General features: G+C 72.7%; 17 protein-coding genes. 13 read left to right on the forward strand and 4 right to left on the reverse strand.

Annotated features, from left to right (window positions below):
* Positions 1–122 precede the first annotated feature (122 nt).
* The 4 genes from ispG to ACFVT2_RS33365 all read left to right on the forward strand — a co-directional run bounded on the left by ispG (position 123) and on the right by ACFVT2_RS33365 (position 4,766).
* Entirely contained in the window at positions 123–1,280 is a 1,158-nt protein-coding gene (gene ispG, locus ACFVT2_RS33350) for a flavodoxin-dependent (E)-4-hydroxy-3-methylbut-2-enyl-diphosphate synthase (protein ID WP_016570719.1), read from the forward strand.
* Positions 1,281–1,441: 161 nt separating this feature from the next.
* Positions 1,442–2,287 carry a GNAT family N-acetyltransferase gene (locus ACFVT2_RS33355; protein ID WP_390024048.1) on the forward strand — a complete coding sequence of 282 codons (846 nt, stop codon included), beginning with the start codon at positions 1,442–1,444 and terminating at the stop codon, positions 2,285–2,287.
* A gap of 24 nt (positions 2,288–2,311) precedes the next feature.
* Positions 2,312–2,848 carry a GNAT family N-acetyltransferase gene (locus tag ACFVT2_RS33360; protein ID WP_390024050.1) on the forward strand — a complete coding sequence of 179 codons (537 nt, stop codon included), beginning with the start codon at positions 2,312–2,314 and terminating at the stop codon, positions 2,846–2,848.
* Positions 2,849–3,062: 214 nt separating this feature from the next.
* Complete coding sequence (locus ACFVT2_RS33365) at positions 3,063–4,766, forward strand: proline--tRNA ligase (RefSeq protein ID WP_390024052.1); 1,704 nt, start codon at positions 3,063–3,065, stop codon at positions 4,764–4,766.
* Between the two features lie 63 nt (positions 4,767–4,829).
* Here ACFVT2_RS33365 and ACFVT2_RS33370 read toward each other — a convergent pair whose 3' ends face one another.
* The 3 genes from ACFVT2_RS33370 to ACFVT2_RS33380 all read right to left on the reverse strand — a co-directional run bounded on the left by ACFVT2_RS33370 (position 4,830) and on the right by ACFVT2_RS33380 (position 6,907).
* The gene (locus ACFVT2_RS33370; protein ID WP_390024054.1) at positions 4,830–5,738 is read right to left on the reverse strand and encodes an aminoglycoside phosphotransferase family protein; all 909 of its coding nucleotides are present in this window, start codon (positions 5,736–5,738) and stop codon (positions 4,830–4,832) included.
* 49 nt (positions 5,739–5,787) lie between these two features.
* A complete protein-coding gene (locus ACFVT2_RS33375; protein WP_390024056.1) occupies positions 5,788–6,291 on the reverse strand; it encodes a ferritin-like domain-containing protein in 504 nt (167 codons plus the stop codon).
* Between the two features lie 100 nt (positions 6,292–6,391).
* Positions 6,392–6,907 carry a hypothetical protein gene (locus ACFVT2_RS33380; RefSeq protein ID WP_390024116.1) on the reverse strand — a complete coding sequence of 172 codons (516 nt, stop codon included), beginning with the start codon at positions 6,905–6,907 and terminating at the stop codon, positions 6,392–6,394.
* Between the two features lie 160 nt (positions 6,908–7,067).
* Between ACFVT2_RS33380 and rimP the strand changes: the two genes are divergently transcribed.
* From rimP to ACFVT2_RS33425, 9 genes are all read left to right on the forward strand, one after another.
* The gene (gene rimP, locus ACFVT2_RS33385; RefSeq protein ID WP_390024058.1) at positions 7,068–7,673 is read left to right on the forward strand and encodes a ribosome maturation factor RimP; all 606 of its coding nucleotides are present in this window, start codon (positions 7,068–7,070) and stop codon (positions 7,671–7,673) included.
* Positions 7,674–7,675: 2 nt separating this feature from the next.
* Positions 7,676–8,668 (forward strand): transcription termination factor NusA, encoded by a 993-nt coding sequence (nusA, locus tag ACFVT2_RS33390; protein ID WP_390024060.1) that lies wholly within the window; start codon positions 7,676–7,678, stop codon positions 8,666–8,668.
* Between the two features lie 131 nt (positions 8,669–8,799).
* Positions 8,800–9,078 carry a YlxR family protein gene (locus ACFVT2_RS33395; protein WP_390024062.1) on the forward strand — a complete coding sequence of 93 codons (279 nt, stop codon included), beginning with the start codon at positions 8,800–8,802 and terminating at the stop codon, positions 9,076–9,078.
* A 179-nt stretch (positions 9,079–9,257) separates the two neighbouring features.
* The gene (gene infB, locus ACFVT2_RS33400; protein ID WP_390024064.1) at positions 9,258–12,386 is read left to right on the forward strand and encodes a translation initiation factor IF-2; all 3,129 of its coding nucleotides are present in this window, start codon (positions 9,258–9,260) and stop codon (positions 12,384–12,386) included.
* A gap of 194 nt (positions 12,387–12,580) precedes the next feature.
* Entirely contained in the window at positions 12,581–12,883 is a 303-nt protein-coding gene (locus tag ACFVT2_RS33405; protein ID WP_390024066.1) for a DUF503 domain-containing protein, read from the forward strand.
* A 59-nt stretch (positions 12,884–12,942) separates the two neighbouring features.
* Entirely contained in the window at positions 12,943–13,398 is a 456-nt protein-coding gene (rbfA, locus tag ACFVT2_RS33410; protein ID WP_390024068.1) for a 30S ribosome-binding factor RbfA, read from the forward strand.
* Positions 13,395–14,321 (forward strand): tRNA pseudouridine(55) synthase TruB, encoded by a 927-nt coding sequence (truB, locus tag ACFVT2_RS33415; RefSeq protein ID WP_390024070.1) that lies wholly within the window; start codon positions 13,395–13,397, stop codon positions 14,319–14,321. Before rbfA ends, truB begins: the two co-directional genes overlap by 4 nt.
* A 302-nt stretch (positions 14,322–14,623) precedes the next feature.
* Entirely contained in the window at positions 14,624–15,757 is a 1,134-nt protein-coding gene (locus tag ACFVT2_RS33420; RefSeq protein ID WP_390024071.1) for a hypothetical protein, read from the forward strand.
* Between the two features lie 61 nt (positions 15,758–15,818).
* Positions 15,819–16,772, forward strand: a complete 954-nt coding sequence (locus ACFVT2_RS33425) for a bifunctional riboflavin kinase/FAD synthetase (protein WP_390024073.1) — start codon at positions 15,819–15,821, stop codon at positions 16,770–16,772.
* 91 nt (positions 16,773–16,863) lie between these two features.
* Here ACFVT2_RS33425 and ACFVT2_RS33430 read toward each other — a convergent pair whose 3' ends face one another.
* A complete protein-coding gene (locus ACFVT2_RS33430; protein ID WP_390024075.1) occupies positions 16,864–19,488 on the reverse strand; it encodes an SCO5717 family growth-regulating ATPase in 2,625 nt (874 codons plus the stop codon).
* Between the last annotated feature and the right edge of the window lie 262 nt (positions 19,489–19,750).

The following is a 19,750-nucleotide window of genomic DNA, read 5'->3' on the forward strand; positions in this document are numbered from 1 at the left end:
GGCCGCCCCCTTTCGTGGGGCCTCAGGGTTCGATGTGCCTCCGGCAACCCGGGTGCCGTAGGCTCGATGACCGGAGCCCGCCGAATCCGGGCCTTGATCCATACCTTGGGGTTGCTCGCCAGATGACTGCCATCGCACTGGGAATGCCGGACGTCCCGACCAAGCTCGCCGACCGCCGGGTCAGCCGCAAGATCCAGGTCGGTACGGTCGCCGTGGGCGGAGACGCACCGGTCTCGGTGCAGTCGATGACGACCACCCGGACCTCCGACATCGGCGCCACGCTCCAGCAGATCGCCGAGCTGACCGCCTCCGGCTGCCAGATCGTCCGGGTCGCCTGCCCCACCCAGGACGACGCCGACGCGCTCTCGGTGATCGCGAGGAAGTCGCAGATCCCGGTGATCGCGGACATCCACTTCCAGCCGAAGTACGTCTTCGCCGCCATCGACGCCGGCTGCGCCGCGGTCCGGGTCAACCCGGGCAACATCAAGCAGTTCGACGACAAGGTCAAGGAGATCGCCAAGGCGGCCTCCGACGCCGGCACCCCGATCCGGATCGGCGTCAACGCCGGCTCCCTCGACCGGCGCCTGCTCCAGAAGTACGGCAAGGCCACCCCCGAGGCCCTGGTCGAGTCCGCCCTGTGGGAGGCGTCCCTCTTCGAGGAGCACGGCTTCCGCGACATCAAGATCTCGGTCAAGCACAACGACCCGGTCGTGATGGTCAACGCCTACCGCCAGCTCGCCGCCCAGTCCGACTACCCCCTCCACCTCGGCGTCACCGAGGCCGGCCCCGCCTTCCAGGGCACCATCAAGTCCGCGGTCGCCTTCGGCGCGCTGCTCAGCGAGGGCATCGGCGACACCATCCGGGTCTCGCTCTCCGCCCCGCCCGTGGAGGAGGTCAAGGTCGGCATCCAGATCCTGGAGTCCCTCAACCTCCGCCCCCGCCGCCTGGAGATCGTCTCCTGCCCGTCCTGCGGCCGCGCCCAGGTCGACGTCTACAAGCTCGCCGACGAGGTCACCGCGGGCCTGGAGGGTATGGAGGTCCCGCTCCGGGTCGCCGTCATGGGGTGCGTCGTCAACGGCCCCGGCGAGGCCCGCGAGGCCGACCTCGGCGTCGCCTCCGGCAACGGCAAGGGCCAGATCTTCGTCAAGGGCGAGGTCATCAAGACCGTCCCCGAGTCCAAGATCGTCGAGACCCTCATCGAAGAGGCCCTGAAGATCGCCGCGCAGATGGAGGCCGACGGCGTCGCCTCCGGCGAGCCGGTCGTCACCGCCGCCGGCTGACCAGCGCCGCACCCCGTCCGAGCCCCGCCGCCCTCCCGGGCCGCGGGGCTCGAGTCCGTCGCCCCCAGGAGCCCGGGGTGCTCCCCGGCCCGTGGAGGTACAGTGCCAGGACCCGCTCCGCCTGGCCTCCCAGGCCCCGCAACGGTGAGGCTTCCCCACACGTGCTGACGACCACCACCATCAAGGTCCTCGAACCGGGAGAGCTCGACGCGGCACTCGTGGTCCTGGACCGCGACCCGGTCGCCAACGCCTTCGTCGCCGCCCGGGTCCAGGTCGCCGGCCTCGACCCCTGGCGGCTGGGCGGCGAGATGTGGGGCTGGTACGTCGGCGGCCGACTGGAGTCCCTCTGCTACGCCGGGGCCAACCTCGTCCCCGTCTGCGCCACCCCCGAAGCCGTCCGCGGCTTCGCCGAACGCGCCCGCCGCCAGGGCCGCCGCTGCTCCTCCATCGTCGGCCCGGCCGGCCCCACCGCCGTTCTCTGGTCACTGCTGGAACCCCACTGGGGCCCGGCCCGCGAGATCCGCGCGCACCAGCCGCTGATGGTCGCCCGCACCCCGTCCACCGAGATCGCCCCCGACCCGTACGTCCGGCGGATCCGCAAGGACGAACTCGACCTGATCATGCCCGCGTGCGTGGCCATGTTCACCGAAGAGGTCGGCATCTCCCCGCTCGCCGGCGACGGCGGACTCCTCTACCAGGCACGGGTCGCCGAACTCGTCGGCGCCGGCCGCTCGTTCGCCCGCATCGAGGACGGCAAGGTCGTCTTCAAGGCCGAGATCGGCGCCGCCACCCCGCACGCCTGCCAGATCCAGGGCGTCTGGGTCGCCCCCGCTCACCGCGGCAAGGGCCTGTCCGAATCCGGCATGGCCGCGGTCCTCCGCTATGCCCTCAGCGACGTCGCCCCCGTCGTCAGCCTCTACGTCAACGACTTCAACACCGCCGCCCGCGCCGCCTACCGCCGGGTGGGCTTCGAGGAAGTCGGCGCATTCATGAGCGTACTTTTCTGACCCGCCGCCTTGTACGCTCCGACCATGGATGACGTCGCGGTCGGCCCGCTCGATCTCGCTGCCCGCGTGGACGACGCGCTCGCCGTACAAGCCCTCGCCTTCGGACTCAGCGACGACGAGATCGCAGTTCGCCGCCACATCGTGCTGCGTCACTTCGGCTGCCCCGGCGCCCGCGCCCTCGGCGCCACCACCCCCGCCGGCCGACTCGTCGGCTTCGTCTACGGCATGCCCAACGACCGCGCCCACTGGTGGTCCACCGTCGTCGAGCCCTACCTGCGCAGCCAGGGCCTGGACCACTGGCTCGACGACTCCTTCGTCATCACCGAACTGCACGTCCACCCCGCCTACCAGAACCGCGGCATCGGCCGCGGCCTGATCACTCGGATCACCGACGGGGCCGCCGAACCCCGCAGCATCCTCTCCGCCATCGACACCGAAAGCCCGGCCCGCGGCCTGTACCGTTCCCTCGGCTACCAGGACATCGCCCGCCGGGTGCTGTTTCCGAGCGCCCCGACCCCCTACGCGGTCATGGGCGCCCCCCTCCCCCTGAAGCGCCCCTGACCACGCTCCTTCTCTTCCCTTCCAGCAACGGGAGGGGACGGGTCCGCACAGCCCCGCGCAGCGGCCGGCGCCGCAGGCGCAACAGCAACAACCCCCACGGCGGCGAACCCGCCAAGGCGGGAAGCAGCCCCGCGCAGCGGATACGCATTTCCGTGCGCCACACCCCTGCGGCTAACCTCCAGGGAGTCACCTTTCTTACGCAGGAGAAACTCCCATGGCCAACGCCGCACAGGTCCAGCGCATGTCCCGGTTGATGTTCAAGACATTGCGCGACGACCCGGCCGACGCCGAGGTGCTCAGCCACAAGCTCCTGGTGCGCGCCGGTTTCGTGCGCCGCACCGCCGCCGGTGTCTGGTCCTGGCTGCCGCTCGGCAAGAAGGTCCTCGCCAACGTCGAGCGGATCGTGCGCGAGGAGATGGACGCCATCGGCGGCCAGGAGGTCCTGCTGCCCGCCCTCCTGCCGAGGGAGCCCTACGAGGCGACCGGCCGCTGGGAGGAGTACGGCGCCGAGCTGTTCCGCCTGAAGGACCGCAGGGGAGGCGACTACCTCCTCGGCCCCACCCACGAGGAGATCTTCACCCAGCTGGTGAAGGACCAGTGCACGTCCTACAAGGACCTGCCGGTGATCCTCTACCAGATCCAGACCAAGTACCGCGACGAGGCCCGCCCGCGCGCCGGCATCCTGCGCGGCCGCGAGTTCCAGATGAAGGACTCGTACTCCTTCGACACCGCCGACGAGGGTCTCGCCGAGTCGTACGCGCTGCACCGCGCCGCGTACCAGCGGATCTTCGAGCGCCTGGGCCTCGACTACCGCATCTGCGCCGCCACCGCCGGCGCCATGGGCGGCTCCAAGTCCGAGGAGTTCCTCGCCCCGGCCGCGGCCGGCGAGGACACCTTCGCCGACTGCCCGAGCTGCGACTACGCGGCCAACACCGAGGCGATCACCTACGCCCTGAAGCCGGTGGACGCCGCCGACGTGCCCGCGCTGGAAGAGGTCCCGACGCCGGACACCCCGACCATCGAGACGCTCGCCGCGCACCTCGGCGTGCCGGCCTCCGCCACCCTCAAGAACCTCCTGGTCAAGGTCGGCGGCGAGATCGTGGCCGTGGGCGTGCCCGGTGACCGCGAGGTCGACATGGACAAGGTCGAGGCGCACTTCGCCCCGGCCGCCGTCGAGCTGGTGACCGCCGAGGACTTCGTGGGCCGCGACGACCTCGTCCGCGGCTACGTCGGCCCGCAGGGCCTGGAGAAGGTGACGTACCTCGCCGACCCCCGCATCGCCCCCGGCACCGCCTGGATCACCGGCGCCAACAAGGAAGGCGTGCACGCCAAGAACGTCGTCGCCGGCCGCGACTTCGAGGTCGACGCGTACGTCGACGCGGTCGTGGTGCAGGAGGGCGACCCCTGCCCGAACTGCGGCACCGGCCTGAAGCTGGACCGCGCCATCGAGATCGGCCACATCTTCCAGCTGGGCCGCAAGTACGCCGACGCCTTCCAGCTCGACGTGCTCGGCCAGAACGGCAAGCCGGTCCGCGTCACCATGGGCTCGTACGGCATCGGCGTCTCGCGGGCCGTCGCCGCGCTGGCCGAGCAGCACGCCGACGACAAGGGCCTGTGCTGGCCCCGTGAGATGGCCCCCGCCGACGTCCACGTCGTCGCGGCCGGCAAGGCCAAGCAGACCGAACTCGCCCTGGAGGTCAGCGACCAGCTCGCCGCCGCCGGCCTGCGGGTCCTGGTCGACGACCGGCCCGGCGTCTCGCCCGGCGTGAAGTTCACCGACGCGGAGCTGATCGGCGTGCCGACCATCGTCGTCGCCGGCCGCCGCGCCGGCGAGGGCGTCGTCGAGGTCAAGGACCGCCGCACCGGCGAGCGCGAGGAGCTGACGGTCGCGGAGGCCGTCGCGCGCCTCAGCGCCTGACCGCATACGGCGACGGGCCGGCCGGGGCACCCGCCCCGACCGGCCCGTCGCCGTACCCGCCCGCTACACGTAGGTCGCGAACTCCAGCAGCGACTCGCCCCGCCGCCGGTCACCCGACACCGACTCCCGCACCCCGGCGCGCACCGCCCGGTACAGCGACCAGCCGCGCAGCCGCTCCCGGTCCACATCCAGCGAGTCGGCCAGCTTCGCCACCCGCCGCCGGGCCGCCGCGGCCGCGCCCGACCCGGCGAGCAGATCCTCGAACCGGTCCAACACCAGCCGCGCCAGGTCGTACGCCCGCTCGCCGACCAGCGGCGACGGCCCCACCGTCAGCCACGGCGCGCGCTCGCCGGCCAGTACCTTCCCCTGCCGGAACGCCCCGTGCAGCACGAAATCCTCCGCCGCCCCGGCCGGCAGCGACCGCCCCAGCTCCAGCGCCTCGTCCAGCAGTGGTCCGGCACCCGCCGGTTCCCCGGCCGCCCGGAGCCGCTCCGCGTCCGCCGCGGTCCGCTCCGCCACCGTGGCGAACGGATGCCCCGCCGGCGGCGCCACCCACAGCCGGCGCACCGTGCCGGCCGCCTCCAGCAGCGCCTTGGCCTCCGGCAGCGAGCGCAGCGACACCGATCCCTGCAACCGCTCCAGCAGCAGTGCACCGCTCGCCTCGTCGGCCCGCAGCAGTTGCACCGCACCCCAGCCGTCCCACACCCGCAGCGCCGCCGCCTCCTGCGCGGCGGCCCGCCCCGGCACCGGGAACTTCAACGCCGCCGGCGTCCCGTCCTGCTGCCGCACGAACGCCACGAGGCTGCTGCGGCCACCCGGTGCGTGCACCCGATCCAGCGTCAACTCCCAGGCGTCCAGCCGCTGTTGGACCAGTTCCGGCAGCGCCGCCAGCCAGGCCCGTACGGGACCCTCCTGATCGCCGCTGAGCGCGCTCACCAATCGTTGCGGCGGTTCGATGGGTGCCGTTGCCATGCCTGAGCTGTCCTTTTCGTGGGGGAGTGGCCGCCGCGGCGGCCGGTCGTCACAGCGCGTCGGAGTCGGTGCCCGCGGCACCCGACGGGGCGGGCGCCGCGGCCCGCTCCACGAGCCCAGGGAAGGCTACGCCGCTGCCCCGCCAGCGGACCGCCCGCACCGCCGCCTCGCGCAGCGCCGCCGCCGCCTCCTTGCGGTGCGTACCACCGGCGGCCCGGACGAGGTCCGCGTAGACGGCCGCCACCCGGTCCTCCAACTCCGCGGCCAGCCGCACCGCGGCGGCCGCGTCCGGCACCGGGAACGGCAGCGCGTAGCCGGCGGCCGCGGCCTGCGGTGTGCCGCCGAGGTCCCGCACGGCACGCCGCAGCGCGTCCCGCCGGGACCGATGCGCGTCGTACGCGGCCTGTGCCTCCGTGCGTCGCCCGGCCCCGATCCGCCCGCCGACCACGCCGTACCCGTACACCGCGGCGTGCTCCGCCGCCAGCGCGGCCTGCGTCGCCGTCAACTCGTCGCGGTCGCGACCCCCGTCACGCGGTGCGCCCGTCGTCGTCATGCTCCGTTCCTTCTCCCTCTACTGGGGCGCCTCGCCGTTGGCTCCGCGCCGTACGTCATCGCCCTGCGCACCACAGGGCACGGGTTCGGCGGCGTCCGCCTCACCCGGCCTCCGTCAGGAGGTACGCATGGGCCGCCCCGGCCGCCGCGACCGAGGCGAGCAGCCGGGCCAGTTCGGCCGGCGCGGACACCAGAGCCGCCGTACGGGCGTCCGCGAGCGTGCGTTCCGCATCGGCGAGCGCCGTACGGGCGGCCCGCTCATCGGCCGGTACGCGGGGCGCGTCGGCCCCCCGCGCCGCGCCGGCCGGCGGCGCTGAGGCAGGAGCGGAGGCGCCGGCGGACGGCGGGTCGGCGGTGAACGCCTCGGCGTGGCGGGCGACTTCGGCCCGGAGTGGCCGCAGCCGCGTCCCCAGCGCCGGATGTGCCGCGAGTGTCGCGTCGTACCGCGCGAGCAGCGCCGTGCTGTCCTGGGCGGCCCGTGCCCGCAGCCGTTCCGCGGCCGCCGAGTGCTCGGGTGCGTCCGGGGCGGGCCGGGCGCTTTCGGCGCATCCGGCGAGCAGTGCCGCACCCCCCAGGGCGGCGCCGGCCAGCAGGGTCGTTCTGCGTGTGAGCGCCACTTTCGGCACGTTGCACTTCCCGGGGTCTTCCGTCGTGATCACCGCAGGCGAGCGTATCCATGGCGACCCACCGAATCGTCAGTACCCCGCCGGAACCGATAGGCTTTGACCCGACACGCGACCTACCCACAACAGCACACGCGGCCGAGGAGTCACCCGGATGAGCACCACCCAGAGCGAGAGGCTGCGCGGACTGCTTGAACCGCTCGTCGCCGCGCGAGACCTGGATCTGGAAGAGATCGAGGTGACCCCGGCCGGCAAGAGCCGGGTGCTGAGGATCGTGGTCGATTCCGACGCGGGCGTCCAATTGGACGAATGTGCCGAGCTGAGCCGCGAGGCGTCCATGGTCCTGGACGACACCGACGCGATGGGCGGCGCCCCGTACACCCTTGAGGTGACCTCGCCCGGTGCCGACCGGCCGCTGACCGAGTCGCGGCACTACCGCCGCGCCGTCGGCCGCCTGATCAAGGCCCGCCTCCACGAGGGCGGTGACCTGGTGGCACGGATCGTCGCCACCGACGACACCGGCCTGGACCTGGAGGTTCCGGGCGTCAAGGGCCGCAAGCCGACGGCCCGCCGGGTCGCGTTCGAGGAGATCGCCAAGGCGCGGGTCGAGCTGGAGTTCAACCCCAAGCCCGCCCGCGCCGCCAAGGGCGAGGCGTCGCAGGACGCGCACACAGACGAGCACGACGAGCACGACGAGCACAACGAGTACGACGAGCACAACGAGTACGACGAGCACGACGAGAACAAGGAGGAGGCGTAGCCGTGGACATCGACATGAGTGCCCTGCGGGGTCTGGTGCGGGAGAAGGAGATCTCGTTCGACCTGCTGGTCGAGGCGATCGAGTCGGCCCTCCTCATCGCGTACCACCGCACCGAGGGCAGCCGCCGCCGGGCGCGGGTGGAGCTGGACCGCAGCACCGGGCATGTGACGGTGTGGGCGAAGGAGGATCCGGAAGACCTGGAGGAGGGTGCCGAGCCGCGCGAGTTCGACGACACCCCGTCCGGTTTCGGGCGGATCGCGGCGACCACCGCCAAGCAGGTCATCCTGCAGCGGCTGCGGGACGCCGAGGAGGAGATCACGTTCGGTGAGTACGCCGGGCGGGAGGGCGACGTCGTCACCGGCGTCGTCCAGCAGGGCAAGGACCCCAAGAACGTCCTGGTCGACATCGGCAGGCTGGAGGCCATCCTGCCGGTGCAGGAGCAGGTCCCGGGCGAGGAGTACACGCACGGCACCCGGCTGCGGTCGTACGTCGTCCGCGTCGTCAAGGGTGTCCGCGGCCCCTCGGTCACCCTCTCGCGCACCCACCCCAATCTGGTGAAGAAGCTGTTCGCCATGGAGGTGCCGGAGATCGCCGACGGGTCGGTGGAGATCGCCGCCATCGCCCGCGAGGCCGGCCACCGCACGAAGATCGCGGTGCGGTCGATGCGGTCGGGGCTGAACCCCAAGGGCGCGTGCATCGGGCCGATGGGCGGCCGGGTGCGGGCTGTGATGGCCGAGCTCAACGGCGAGAAGATCGACATCGTGGACTGGTCGGACGACCCGGCCGAGCTGGTGGCGAACGCGCTGTCCCCGGCCCGGGTCAGCAAGGTCGAGGTCGTGGACCTGTCGGCGCGCTCCGCCCGGGTGACCGTGCCCGATTACCAGCTGTCGCTGGCCATCGGCAAGGAAGGGCAGAACGCCCGGCTCGCGGCGCGGCTCACCGGCTGGCGGATCGACATCCGCCCCGACACCGAGCACGCGACGGCGCAGGGCTGAGCCAGCGCGACGGGTGGCCGCGGCGGACGACGAAAAGAAGTGGTGCCGCGGCGCCCCGCAGGGAATTCTGAGCAACGGATCCGGCTTTACCCCGTCGGGGTGGAGTGGCCGTGGGGAGGTAGACTTAAGCAGTGTCTGGCCGGACGCATGCCCGCGCATGCCCTGAGCGCACTTGTCTGGGTTGCCGGGAGCGAGCGGCCAAGGGCGATTTGCTGCGCATCGTGGTGATCGAGGGCGAGTGCGTCCCCGATCCTCGCGGTACGCTGCCCGGCCGGGGTGCTTATGTGCACCGGACACTGGTCTGCGTCGACCTGGCGGTTCGCCGCCGGGCGTTCCCCCGGGCCTACCGGGGCCGCGGCCCGTTCGAGACGGCGGAGTTGCGCCGGTTCGTCGAAGGGGGCGCGCGTTGAGCAGCAGCCATGGCAATAACGCACAGGCAAGAAACGCACAGCGCACGGAACACCGTGCGGTCAGGTACCTCGCGAGTCGGAAGTAGGTCGAGATTGCGATGAGCACTCGATGAGTACGCGATGAGTACGCCCATGAAGTAGCGACGGTCCGGTGGACACCCGGACCTAGAAGGAGCGAAGTGGCTAAGGTCCGGGTTTACGAACTCGCCAAGGAGTTCGGTGTTGAGAGCAAGGTCGTCATGGCCAAGCTCCAAGAACTTGGTGAATTCGTCCGTTCGGCGTCCTCGACGATCGAGGCGCCGGTTGTTCGCAAGCTGACCGACGCTTTCCAGGCGGGCAGCGGCGGTGGCCGTACCGCCGGCAAGCCCGCGGCGCCGCGCAAGTCGGCCCCCGCGAAGCCGTCCGCGCCCACTCCGGCGCAGGCGGCGCGTCCGGCTGCCCCGAAGCCGGGCGCCCCCAAGCCGGGCCCCGCGGCTCCGGCCGCCCCGGAGGCACCTGTTGCCCCGGCGGCACCCGTTGCCCCGGTGGCACCTGTTACCCCGGAGGCACCTGTTACCCCGGTGGCCCCCGCGGCCTCCAAGCCTGCCGGTGGCCCCACCCCGGGTCCGCGTCCGGCCCCGGCGCGCCCCGCGGCGCCCAAGCCCGCTCCGGCCGCGCCCGCGCAGCCGGAGTTCCAGGCCCCGCCGTCGCCGGCGGCCGCCGCACCGCAGAGCACCCGCCCGGGTGCCGCCCCGGGCCCGCGTCCCGGTGGTCGTCCGTCGTCCGGCCAGGGCCAGCAGCGTGGCAACGCCCCGCGTCCTGGTGGGCAGGCGCCGCGTCCCGGCGGCTCCCGTCCGGCCGGTCCGCGTCCGGGCAACAACCCCTTCACCTCCGGTGGCTCCACGGGCATGGCCCGTCCGCAGGCCCCGCGTCCCGGTGGCGCCCCGCGTCCCGGCCAGCCCGGTCCGCGCCCGCAGGGCGGCGGCCAGGGTGGTCCCCGGCCGCAGGGCCAGGGCGGCGGTCCGCGTCCGACCCCCGGTGCGATGCCCCGTCCGCAGGGTGCGGCGCCCGGCGGTGCCGGTCCGCGTCCCGGCGGCGGTAACCGCCCGAACCCGGGCATGATGCCGCAGCGTCCGGCTGCCGGCCCGCGTCCGGGCCCCGGCGGCGGCGGTCGCGGTCCCGGTGGTGCCGGTCGTCCCGGTGCCGGTGGCGGTCGTCCCGGTGGCGGTGGCGGCGGCTTCGCCGGTCGTCCCGGTGGCGGCGGCGGTGGCGGTCGTCCCGGTGGCGGTGGCGGTGGTTTCGCCGGTCGTCCCGGTGGCGGCGGTCCCGGTGGCGGTGGCGGCGGCTTCGCCGGTCGTCCCGGCTTCGGTGGTCGTCCGGGTGGTCCCGGCGCCCGTGGTGGCACGCAGGGTGCGTTCGGCCGTCCCGGCGGTCCGGCGCGTCGTGGCCGCAAGTCGAAGCGGCAGCGCCGTCAGGAGTACGAGGCCATGCAGGCCCCGTCGGTCGGCGGCATCATGCTGCCGCGCGGCAACGGTGCGACGGTTCGCCTGTCGCGCGGTGCCTCGCTGACCGACTTCGCGGAGAAGATCAACGCCAACCCGGCGTCGCTGGTCCAGGTCATGCTGAACCTCGGCGAGATGGTCACCGCGACCCAGTCGGTCTCCGACGAGACGCTGCAGCTGCTCGCCGACGAGATGAACTACATCGTCGAGATCGTCAGCCCGGAGGAGGAGGACCGGGAGCTCCTGGAGTCCTTCGACATCGAGTTCGGCGAGAACGAGGGCGGCGAGGAGATGCTCGTCTCCCGTCCGCCGGTGGTGACCGTCATGGGTCACGTCGACCACGGTAAGACCCGCCTGCTGGACGCGATCCGCAAGACCAACGTGGTCGCGGGCGAGGCCGGTGGCATCACCCAGCACATCGGTGCCTACCAGGTCGCGACCGATGTCAACGAGGAAGAGCGCCGCATCACCTTCATCGACACCCCGGGTCACGAGGCGTTCACCGCCATGCGTGCCCGTGGTGCGAAGTCGACCGACATCGCGATCCTCGTGGTGGCGGCCAACGACGGTGTCATGCCGCAGACGATCGAGGCCCTGAACCACGCCAAGGCGGCCGACGTGCCGATCGTGGTCGCGGTCAACAAGATCGACGTCGAGGGCGCCGACCCGACGAAGGTGCGCGGTCAGCTGACCGAGTACGGCCTGGTGGCCGAGGAGTACGGCGGCGACACCATGTTCGTCGACATCTCCGCCAAGCAGGGTCTGAACATCGACTCCCTGCTGGAGGCCGTGGTCCTCACCGCGGACGCCTCGCTCGACCTGCGCGCCAATGCGGAGCAGGACGCGCAGGGCATCGCGATCGAGGCCCACCTCGACCGCGGCCGCGGCGCCGTGGCCACCGTCCTCGTTCAGCGCGGCACCCTGCGGGTCGGCGACACGATGGTCGCCGGCGACGCGTACGGCCGGGTCCGCGCCATGCTCGACGACAAGGGCAACAACGTCGAGGAAGCGGGTCCGTCGACCCCCGTCCTGGTCCTGGGTCTGACCAACGTCCCGGGCGCCGGCGACAACTTCCTCGTCGTCGACGAGGACCGCACGGCACGCCAGATCGCTGAGAAGCGCGCTGCGCGCGAACGCAACGCCGCCTTCGCCAAGCGCACCCGCCGGGTGTCCCTCGAGGACCTCGACAAGGTGCTCAAGGCCGGTCTGGTGCAGGATCTCAACATCATCATCAAGGGCGACGCGTCCGGTTCGGTGGAGGCTCTCGAGTCCTCGCTGCTCCAGCTCGACGTCGGCGAAGAGGTCGAGATCCGCATCCTGCACCGCGGTGTGGGTGCGGTCACCGAGTCGGACATCAACCTGGCGACCGGCTCCGACGCGATCGTCATCGGCTTCAACGTGCGGGCCGAGGGCCGCGCCACGCAGATGGCCGAGCGCGAGGGCGTCGACGTCCGGTACTACTCGGTCATCTACCAGGCGATCGAGGAGATCGAGGCGGCCCTCAAGGGCATGCTCAAGCCGGAGTACGAGGAGGTCGAGCTCGGTACGGCCGAGATCCGCGAGATCTTCCGTTCGTCCAAGCTCGGCAACATCGCGGGTGTGCTCATCCGCTCCGGCGAGGTCAAGCGCAACACCAAGGCGCGCGTCGTCCGCGACGGCAAGGTCATCGCGGAGGACCTCACCATCGTGGGCCTGCGTCGCTTCAAGGACGACGTCACCGAGATCCGCGAAGGCTTCGAGGGCGGTATCAACCTCGGGAACTTCAACGACATCAAGATCGACGACGTCATCGCGACGTACGAGATGCGGGAGAAGCCGCGCGGCTGACGCGCGTGTGACAGCCCGTGCGTAGCGCGGTCCACCAGGAGTGGTGGCCGGGCGACGGGCGGGAGGGGCCGGTCGGCGGGAATTTCCGTCGATCGGCCCCGGTCGTTCCGTGTACGGTTCGAAATGGCACGTACGCCCCCGGCCGACGCCGGGAGGTACCCCTAAGGCCCCACGGGTGGCTTGACCCGTCTTGCATGTACGTAGGGACGCTGTCCTTCGACCTGCTTCTCGGCGACGTACGGTCGCTGAAGGAGAAGCGCTCCGTCGTCCGCCCGATCGTCGCCGAGCTGCACCGCAAATTCGCGGTGAGCGTCGCGGAGGTGGGGGACCAGGACCTGTACCGCAGGGCCCGTATCGGCCTGGCGGTGGTGTCCGGGGACGCCGGACACCTGACGGACGTCATGGACCGTTGTGAGCGCCTGGTCGCCGCACGGCCCGAAGTAGAGCTGCTGTCCGTACACCGGCAGCTGCACGGCGACGACGACTGGCCCGAGTGACGGGGGCAGGTCATCGCCGGTGGAAGCACAATCGTGAAAGACAAGAAGGAGACGGACCAGTGGCCGACAATGCGCGGGCGAAGAAGCTGGCGGACCTCATCCGAGAGGTGGTCGCCCAGAAGTTGCAGCGTGGCGTCAAGGACCCGCGGCTCGGCACGCACGTGACCATCACCGACACCCGGGTCACCGGCGACCTACGGGAGGCGACGGTCTTCTACACGGTCTACGGCGACGACGAGGACCGGGCCAGCGCCGCCGCCGGGCTGGAGAGCGCCAAGGGCGTGCTCCGGTCCGCGGTCGGTGCGGCGGCCGGCACCAAGTTCACGCCGACGCTGACGTTCGTCGCGGACGCCCTGCCGGAGAACGCCCAGACGATCGAGGACCTGCTCGACCGGGCCCGGGCCTCGGACGCCCAGGTGCGCGAGGTCTCTTCGGGCGCCAAGTACGCCGGGGAAGCGGACCCGTACCGCAAGCCGGGTGCCGACGAGGACGACGAGGACGCAGCGACAGAATGAAGCGGCAGAGCAACAAGCCGGGCGGCCTGGTCATCGTCGACAAGCCGTCCGGTTTCACTTCGCACGACATCGTGGCGAAGATGCGCGGGATGGCCCGTACCCGCCGGGTCGGGCACGCCGGCACCCTCGACCCGATGGCGACCGGTGTCCTGGTCCTCGGCCTGGAGCGGGCCACCAAGCTGCTGGGCCACCTCGCGCTGACGGAGAAGGAGTACGTCGGCACGGTGCGGCTCGGGCAGACCACCGTCACCGATGACGCCGAGGGCGAGATCCTGGTGTCCAAGGCGGCGCACGGCATCGCCCGCGCGGACATCGACGCCGGGGTCGCCGAGCTCTCCGGCGCGATCATGCAGATCCCGTCGAAGGTCAGCGCGATCAAGATCGACGGTAAGCGCTCCTACAAGCGGGTCCGGGACGGCGAGGACGTGGAGATCCCGGCCCGGCCGGTGACCGTCTCCTCGTTCGTGGTGCACTCCGCGCACGAGGCCGAGGCCGCGGACGGCACCCCGGTGACCGACGTGCTGGTCTCCGTGGTCTGCTCCTCCGGTACCTACATCCGCGCCCTCGCCCGTGACCTGGGCGCCGGGCTCGGCGTCGGTGGCCATCTGACGGCGCTGCGGCGCACCCGTGTCGGCCCGTACAAGCTCGACCAGGCGCGGACGCTGGAGCAGCTCCAGGCGGCGGTGGACGACCCCGAGGGCGGTGGCCTGCCGGTCATGCCGCTCGGGGACGCCGCGGACGCCGCGTTCACCCGCTGGGACGTCCCGGAGGCGCAGTCCCGGCTGCTGCTCAACGGCGCGCGGGTCCCGATGCCGCTCTTCGAGGGCGACGGCCCGGTGGCGGCCTTCGGGCCGGACGGGACGTTCCTGGCGCTGGTGGAGAACCAGGGCGGGCGGGCCAAGAGCCTGGCGGTCTTCGCCTAGGGGCTGTCCGACCCTGATCCACCGGACCGGCCCCAGGCCCGGTCGGCGAACTCCCGGCCCCGGTCTGGACGGGCCGGGCCCGGCGTCGGCAGTCGGAGGGGGAGGTGGTGGAACGCGGGCCGTGCGGACGGGCGCGGAGCGTTCGGCCCGCGGTCCACCATCCCCCTCGCTGAGTCTCTGTCCCGTGCGCTGCGGTGATTCACCCCTCCGAGCAGGCGCTCGGAGTGAATCACGGCGTGCACGGGGGCGCGTTCGCCGTGCACCCTGTCGCGAAGATCACTGTCTGTCTACCGTCGTCGCCGATGAGCACGGACGGTAACGGGCGGGGAGGTTCGCGGATGGTGGTGCTGGACGTCGACAGGGAGGCGTGCGGGGATGCGTTCGGGGCGGTTGACGGGGGCGTGTGCGGGGGCGCGTACCGGGGTGCGTACGGAAGTCCCGGTGGGGGTGCGCGCAGTGCGGTCGGTGCGGTCGGCGAGGCCGATGGGGGCGATCAACTGCCGGCGGAATGGCGGGAGTTGGTGTGCGCCGCGACCGCTCCCGCGGCGGGCTCCGGCGGGGCGGCGGCCGGCCGGCTGAGCGGGGTCCTGCTGGGGGTGCCGGACGCGACGCCGTACCTGGGCGTGCTGCGGCTGCTCGCCGACCGGATCACCGAGCGGTCGGTCGCGGCCGGTGGCTTCGCGGGCGCCGGGTCGGCGGCGTTCGGACCGGTGTTCTGGCGGTGCCTGGCGCTGGCGGCGGCGGACCGGCTGGAGCTGCTGCGCCGTCTGCTGCCGGCCGACGGGCCACGGGCGGCCGCACCGGGCGGGCGCCCGCCGCGGGCCTTCGCCCCACCGCCGCGGGTCCGGGTCCACGCCGCCGACGGCGGTGCGGGGGGCGGGGCGGACGACGGGTGGGTGGACGCCCGGCCGTGGGCCGACGGTCCCGGAGGGCCGTACGAAGGGGGCGCAGAAGCGTTCCGCCCGGACGCCGAGGATCTCCGCCCCGGGCGGTTCCTCGACCTCGTGGCGGAGCTGCTCAAGGCCGACCCCGAGCGGATCCAGCCGCTGCTGTGCGGCTGGTTCGACGACACCCGCCCGCTCCTGACGGCGCCCACCGCGCCCCGCGTGATCACCGTCGCGGACGCCGCGCAGGCCCTGCTGCACACCCACCGCACCCGGGCGCTGGACGCCCTCGTCGAGACGCTGGCCGGTACCGCGCACCCCCGGGCGACGGAGCTGCTGGACGCGCTGGCCGAGGACGAGCCGGCGGCGCTGCGGCGGGCCGTGGCGCGCCGGGGGAGCGGCCCTTGGCGGTGGGGCCGGCCGCCGGTGCCGGACCCGCCGGGCGCCGGGGCGGCGACCGGCCGGTGGTCGGACGGCCCCGCAGGGTGGCCGATGCAACAGCGGCCAGGCGACCCTTCGCGCGAAGCTGCGCTCGCGGCATGGCAGTCTTAGACCTGCGTCATGCCGAAATGGCGCAGTGGACGGACAAGAGTTCGGGCGAGGAGCGGGCAGAGTGCAGCGCTGGCGTGGCTTGGAGGACATCCCCGAGGGTTGGGGACGCAGCGTCGTCACCATCGGCTCGTATGACGGAGTGCACCGCGGCCACCAATTGATCATCGGTCGGGCGGTGGCCCGCGCCCGCGAGCTGGGGATTCCGGCCGTGGTCGTCACCTTCGACCCGCACCCGAGCGAGGTGGTCCGCCCCGGCACCCATCCGCCGCTGCTGGCCCCGCACCACCGCCGGGCCGAGCTGATGGCCGAGCTGGGGGTGGACGCGGTGCTGGTCCTCCCGTTCACCAAGGAGTTCTCCCAGCTGGCGCCCGCCGACTTCGTGGTGAAGGTGCTGGTCGACAAGTTGCACGCGCAGGTCGTCGTGGAGGGCCCGAACTTCCGCTTCGGCCACAAGGCCAAGGGCACCGTCGAGAGCCTCGCCGAGCTGGGCCGGACCTACGACTACACGGTGGAGGTCATCGACCTCTTCGAGCGGGGCACCGCGGGCGGCGGCGAGCCGTTCTCGTCCACGCTCGTCCGTCGGCTGGTCGCCGAGGGCGACGTGGCGGGTGCCCGGGAGGTACTGGGGCGGCCGCACCGGGTCGAGGGCGTGGTCGTCCGCGGCGCGCAACGCGGCCGCGAAATGGGCTTCCCCACCGCCAATGTGGAGACCCTGCCGCACACCGCGATCCCGGCCGACGGGGTCTACGCGGGGCTGCTGCACGTCGAGGGCGAGCCGATGCCGGCGGCGATCTCGGTCGGCACCAACCCGCAGTTCGACGGCAAGGTACGGACGGTGGAGGCGTACGCCATCGACCGGGTCGGGCTCGACCTGTACGGGCTGCACGTCGCGGTGGACTTCCTCGCCTACATCCGCGGCCAGGAGAAGTTCGCCACGCTGGACGCGCTGTTGGAGCGGATGGCGGTCGACGTGAAGCAGGCGCGCGGGCTGATCGCCGATTCCGATCTGGCATAACGCATAACGCATAACGCGCCCGCACACGGCGCACGAAGGGGCGGGGCCCGGCAGCTGACTGCCGGGCCCCGCCCCTTTGCTCATGCCCCGCTCACTGCGGCGGCGGCTGCTGGGTCCAGCCACCCTGTTCCGGCAACGGCGCGTCCGGAGCGGGCTGTTGCTGCCAGCCGGCCGGCGGCTGGGCGGCGGGCTGCTGGGACCAGCCACCCTGCTGCGGCGGATAGCCGGCCGGCGGCTGGGCCTGCTGCTGCGGGGCCTGCTGCTGGGCCTGCTGGGCGTACTGCTGCTGGGCGTACGGGTCGCCGCCCATCTGCTGCTGACCCATCTGCCCCTGCGCGTACATCCCCTGGGCCTGCTGCTGACGCGCGAAGTCCTCGGCTACCAGGGCGGAGAGGTTGAAGTACGCCTCGCGGGTCTTCGGCCGCATCATGTCGAGGTCGACCTCGGCACCGGCGGCGAGGTGTTCGTCGAACGGCACCACGACGACACCGCGGCAGCGGGTCTCGAAGTGCGACACGATGTCCTCGATCTTGATCATCTTGCCGGTCTCGCGGACCCCGGAGATGACCGTGATGCCGCGCTGCACCAGGTCGGCGTAGCCGTGCGCGGAGAGCCAGTCCAGGGTGGTGCTGGCGCTGCTCGCACCGTCCACCGACGGGGTGGAGATGATGATCAACTGGTCGGCGAGGTCGAGGACTCCGCGCATTGCGCTGTAGAGCAGACCGGTGCCCGAGTCGGTGAGGATGACCGGGTACTGCTTGCCGAGGATGTCGATCGCCCGCCGGTAGTCCTCGTCGTTGAAGGTCGTCGAGACGGCCGGGTCGACGTCGTTGGCGAGGATCTCCAGACCCGAGGGGGCCTGCGAGGTGAACCGGCGGATGTCCATGTAGCTGTGCAGGTGCGGGATCGCCTGCACCAGGTCGCGGATGGTCGCCCCGGTCTCGCGACGGACCCGTCGGCCGAGCGTGCCGGCGTCCGGGTTGGCGTCGATCGCCAGGATCTTGTCCTGCCGCTCGGAGGCCAGGGTGGCGCCCAGCGCGGTGGTCGTCGTGGTCTTGCCGACGCCGCCCTTGAGGCTGATCACCGCGATCCGGTAGCAGGACATCACCGGTGTGCGGATCAGCTCCAGCTTGCGCTGGCGCTCCTCCAGTTCCTTCTTCGCGCCCAACTTGAACTTGGACGGCTGGGCGTTGGCGCCCGGCTTGCGCTTCTTGGGCTGGTTGCGCAGCAGTCGGTCGGAGGTCAGCTCGACCGCGGCGCTGTAGCCGAGCGGTGCGCCGGGGGTGGCCCGCTGCGGCTGCTGCTGGCCCGGCTGGGAGTACTGGGCGTAGTTGGCCGCCGCATTGGGGTCGCCGAACTGCTGGCCGGGGAGCGGCTGCTGGCCCGGCTGGGCCTGCTGACCCGGCTGGGCCGGCTGTGGGGCCTGCTGCTGGGCCTGCGGCGGTACTTGCTGCTGGGCCTGCTGCGGGTAACCGGGCTGGGCCTGCTGCTGCGGGTAGCCCTGCTGCGGATAGCCGTAAGCGGGCTGCTGCGGCTGGGCGTTGGGCTGTTGCTGGGCCGGCTGCTGCGGCTGCTGACCCTGCTGCTGCACCTGCTGGGGGTAGCCGTAGGCGGGCTGCGGGTAGCCGTAGCCGCCCTGCTGCTGTGCCGGGGCGCCCTGCTGCTGTTGCGGGTAGCCACTCTGTTGGGGCTGCTGCGGCTGCTGGGCCTGCTGCTGCGGGTAGCCCTGCTGAGGCGCCTGAGGTGCCTGCGGCTGGGGCTGCGCTTGAGGCTGGGGCTGAGCCTGCGGCTGTTGCGGAGCGGCCGGCGGCTGCTGGCCGGCCTGCGCCTGTGCCATGCGCGGATCGGCAGGCTGGAACTCCGGCGGCAGCGGCGGGAGTCCACCCTGTGCCGGGGCACCCTGCGCGGGCATCCCCTGCTGCTGACCGTCCGCACCGGGCCACGGCGCGCCCGGCTGCGGAGCGCCCTGCGGCATCCCCTGCTGCGGCGGCATGCCCTGCGGGGCGACGCCCTGCTGCGGCACCCCCTGGACGGGCGCCCCCTGCGGCGGCTGCTGGGCCGGCGGCTGCCCCTGGACGGGCTGCGCAACGGGCTGTGCGGCCGCTGCGGCGGCTGCCACGGCCGCGGCGGAGGTCTCCGGCCCGGGAGCCGGCGCGGGCTGTCCCTCGGGCGCTACGGCGCCGTCCGCGGGGGCGGCGGGTGCGGCCTCCGGCTGCGGTGCCGCGGCGGTCTGCGGCTCGGGCGCCGGGTCCGCCGCTGCCGGCTCCGCGTCGTCCTCGTCGTCGTCCCAGAGGGAGGCCGAGGGGTCCGGACCGTCGCCGGCGCGGACGTTGGCGCCGTCGTTGCCGGCGACGGGAGCTGACGGTCCCTCAGGTGCGGCGGCCGGGGCGTCGCCGCCCGCGTCGTGCGGTCGCAGCGTCGGGAACCCGGGAGCCGCGGCCGAACCGGGCGCATCCTGCTGCGGAACGTCGGGGACGGGCGCGCCCTGGGCCGGCCCGGGCAGCGGCTGACCAGTCGGTGGCGGCGGACCCGTGGGCTGGGCACCGGCGGGCGGCGTCGCGGAGGAGGCCGCGGCGCCCGGGCCGCCACTGGTGTCGTTGCTGCCGTACCAGGCCGGAGCCGCGAAATCGATCTTGAACTCGCCGGTCAGGTCGAACTCAGACTGATCGTCGTCAGGATCGTTCCCGTCCGGGCGGAAAGCCTCCTGGTCTTTCACTGTGCCTCCTGGTCTACTGCAACGCACCTGAACGGCAGGACCGGATACAGGCGGATCGATCGGATGTAACGGAAGTCGGAGCACGCCACCCGGGGTTGCGCCACCACTGCTAAGTCTCCATCCCCGTAATCGACTGCCGTCGTGCACTGCCGACGTGAGGTGCTCCTGCGGCTCTCCCCACAGCCTAATCAACAGTCGGCCCATAACGGCAGTCGATGCCATGTCGTCTTCAAGCCCGGTCGGCACGCCTACGGGCGCACCC

The sequence above is a fragment of the Streptomyces sp. NPDC058000 genome (assembly GCF_042886435.1).
Taxonomy (GTDB): Bacteria; Actinomycetota; Actinomycetes; order Streptomycetales; family Streptomycetaceae; genus Streptomyces.

Bases quoted from the DNA above. Each gene is read 5' to 3' on its own strand.
- ACFVT2_RS33370 (WP_390024054.1), bottom strand. From the start codon at position 5,738: ATGGCAACGGCACCCATCGAACCGCCGCAACGATTGGTGAGCGCGCTC.
- ACFVT2_RS33375 (WP_390024056.1), bottom strand. From the start codon at position 6,291: ATGACGACGACGGGCGCACCGCGTGACGGGGGTCGCGACCGCGACGAG.
- ACFVT2_RS33420 (WP_390024071.1), top strand. From the start codon at position 14,624: ATGAGCACGGACGGTAACGGGCGGGGAGGTTCGCGGATGGTGGTGCTG.
- ACFVT2_RS33405 (WP_390024066.1), top strand. From the start codon at position 12,581: ATGTACGTAGGGACGCTGTCCTTCGACCTGCTTCTCGGCGACGTACGG.
- ACFVT2_RS33360 (WP_390024050.1), top strand. From the start codon at position 2,312: ATGGATGACGTCGCGGTCGGCCCGCTCGATCTCGCTGCCCGCGTGGAC.
- rimP (WP_390024058.1), top strand. From the start codon at position 7,068: ATGAGCACCACCCAGAGCGAGAGGCTGCGCGGACTGCTTGAACCGCTC.
- truB (WP_390024070.1), top strand. From the start codon at position 13,395: ATGAAGCGGCAGAGCAACAAGCCGGGCGGCCTGGTCATCGTCGACAAG.
- ACFVT2_RS33365 (WP_390024052.1), top strand. From the start codon at position 3,063: ATGGCCAACGCCGCACAGGTCCAGCGCATGTCCCGGTTGATGTTCAAG.
- ispG (WP_016570719.1), top strand. From the start codon at position 123: ATGACTGCCATCGCACTGGGAATGCCGGACGTCCCGACCAAGCTCGCC.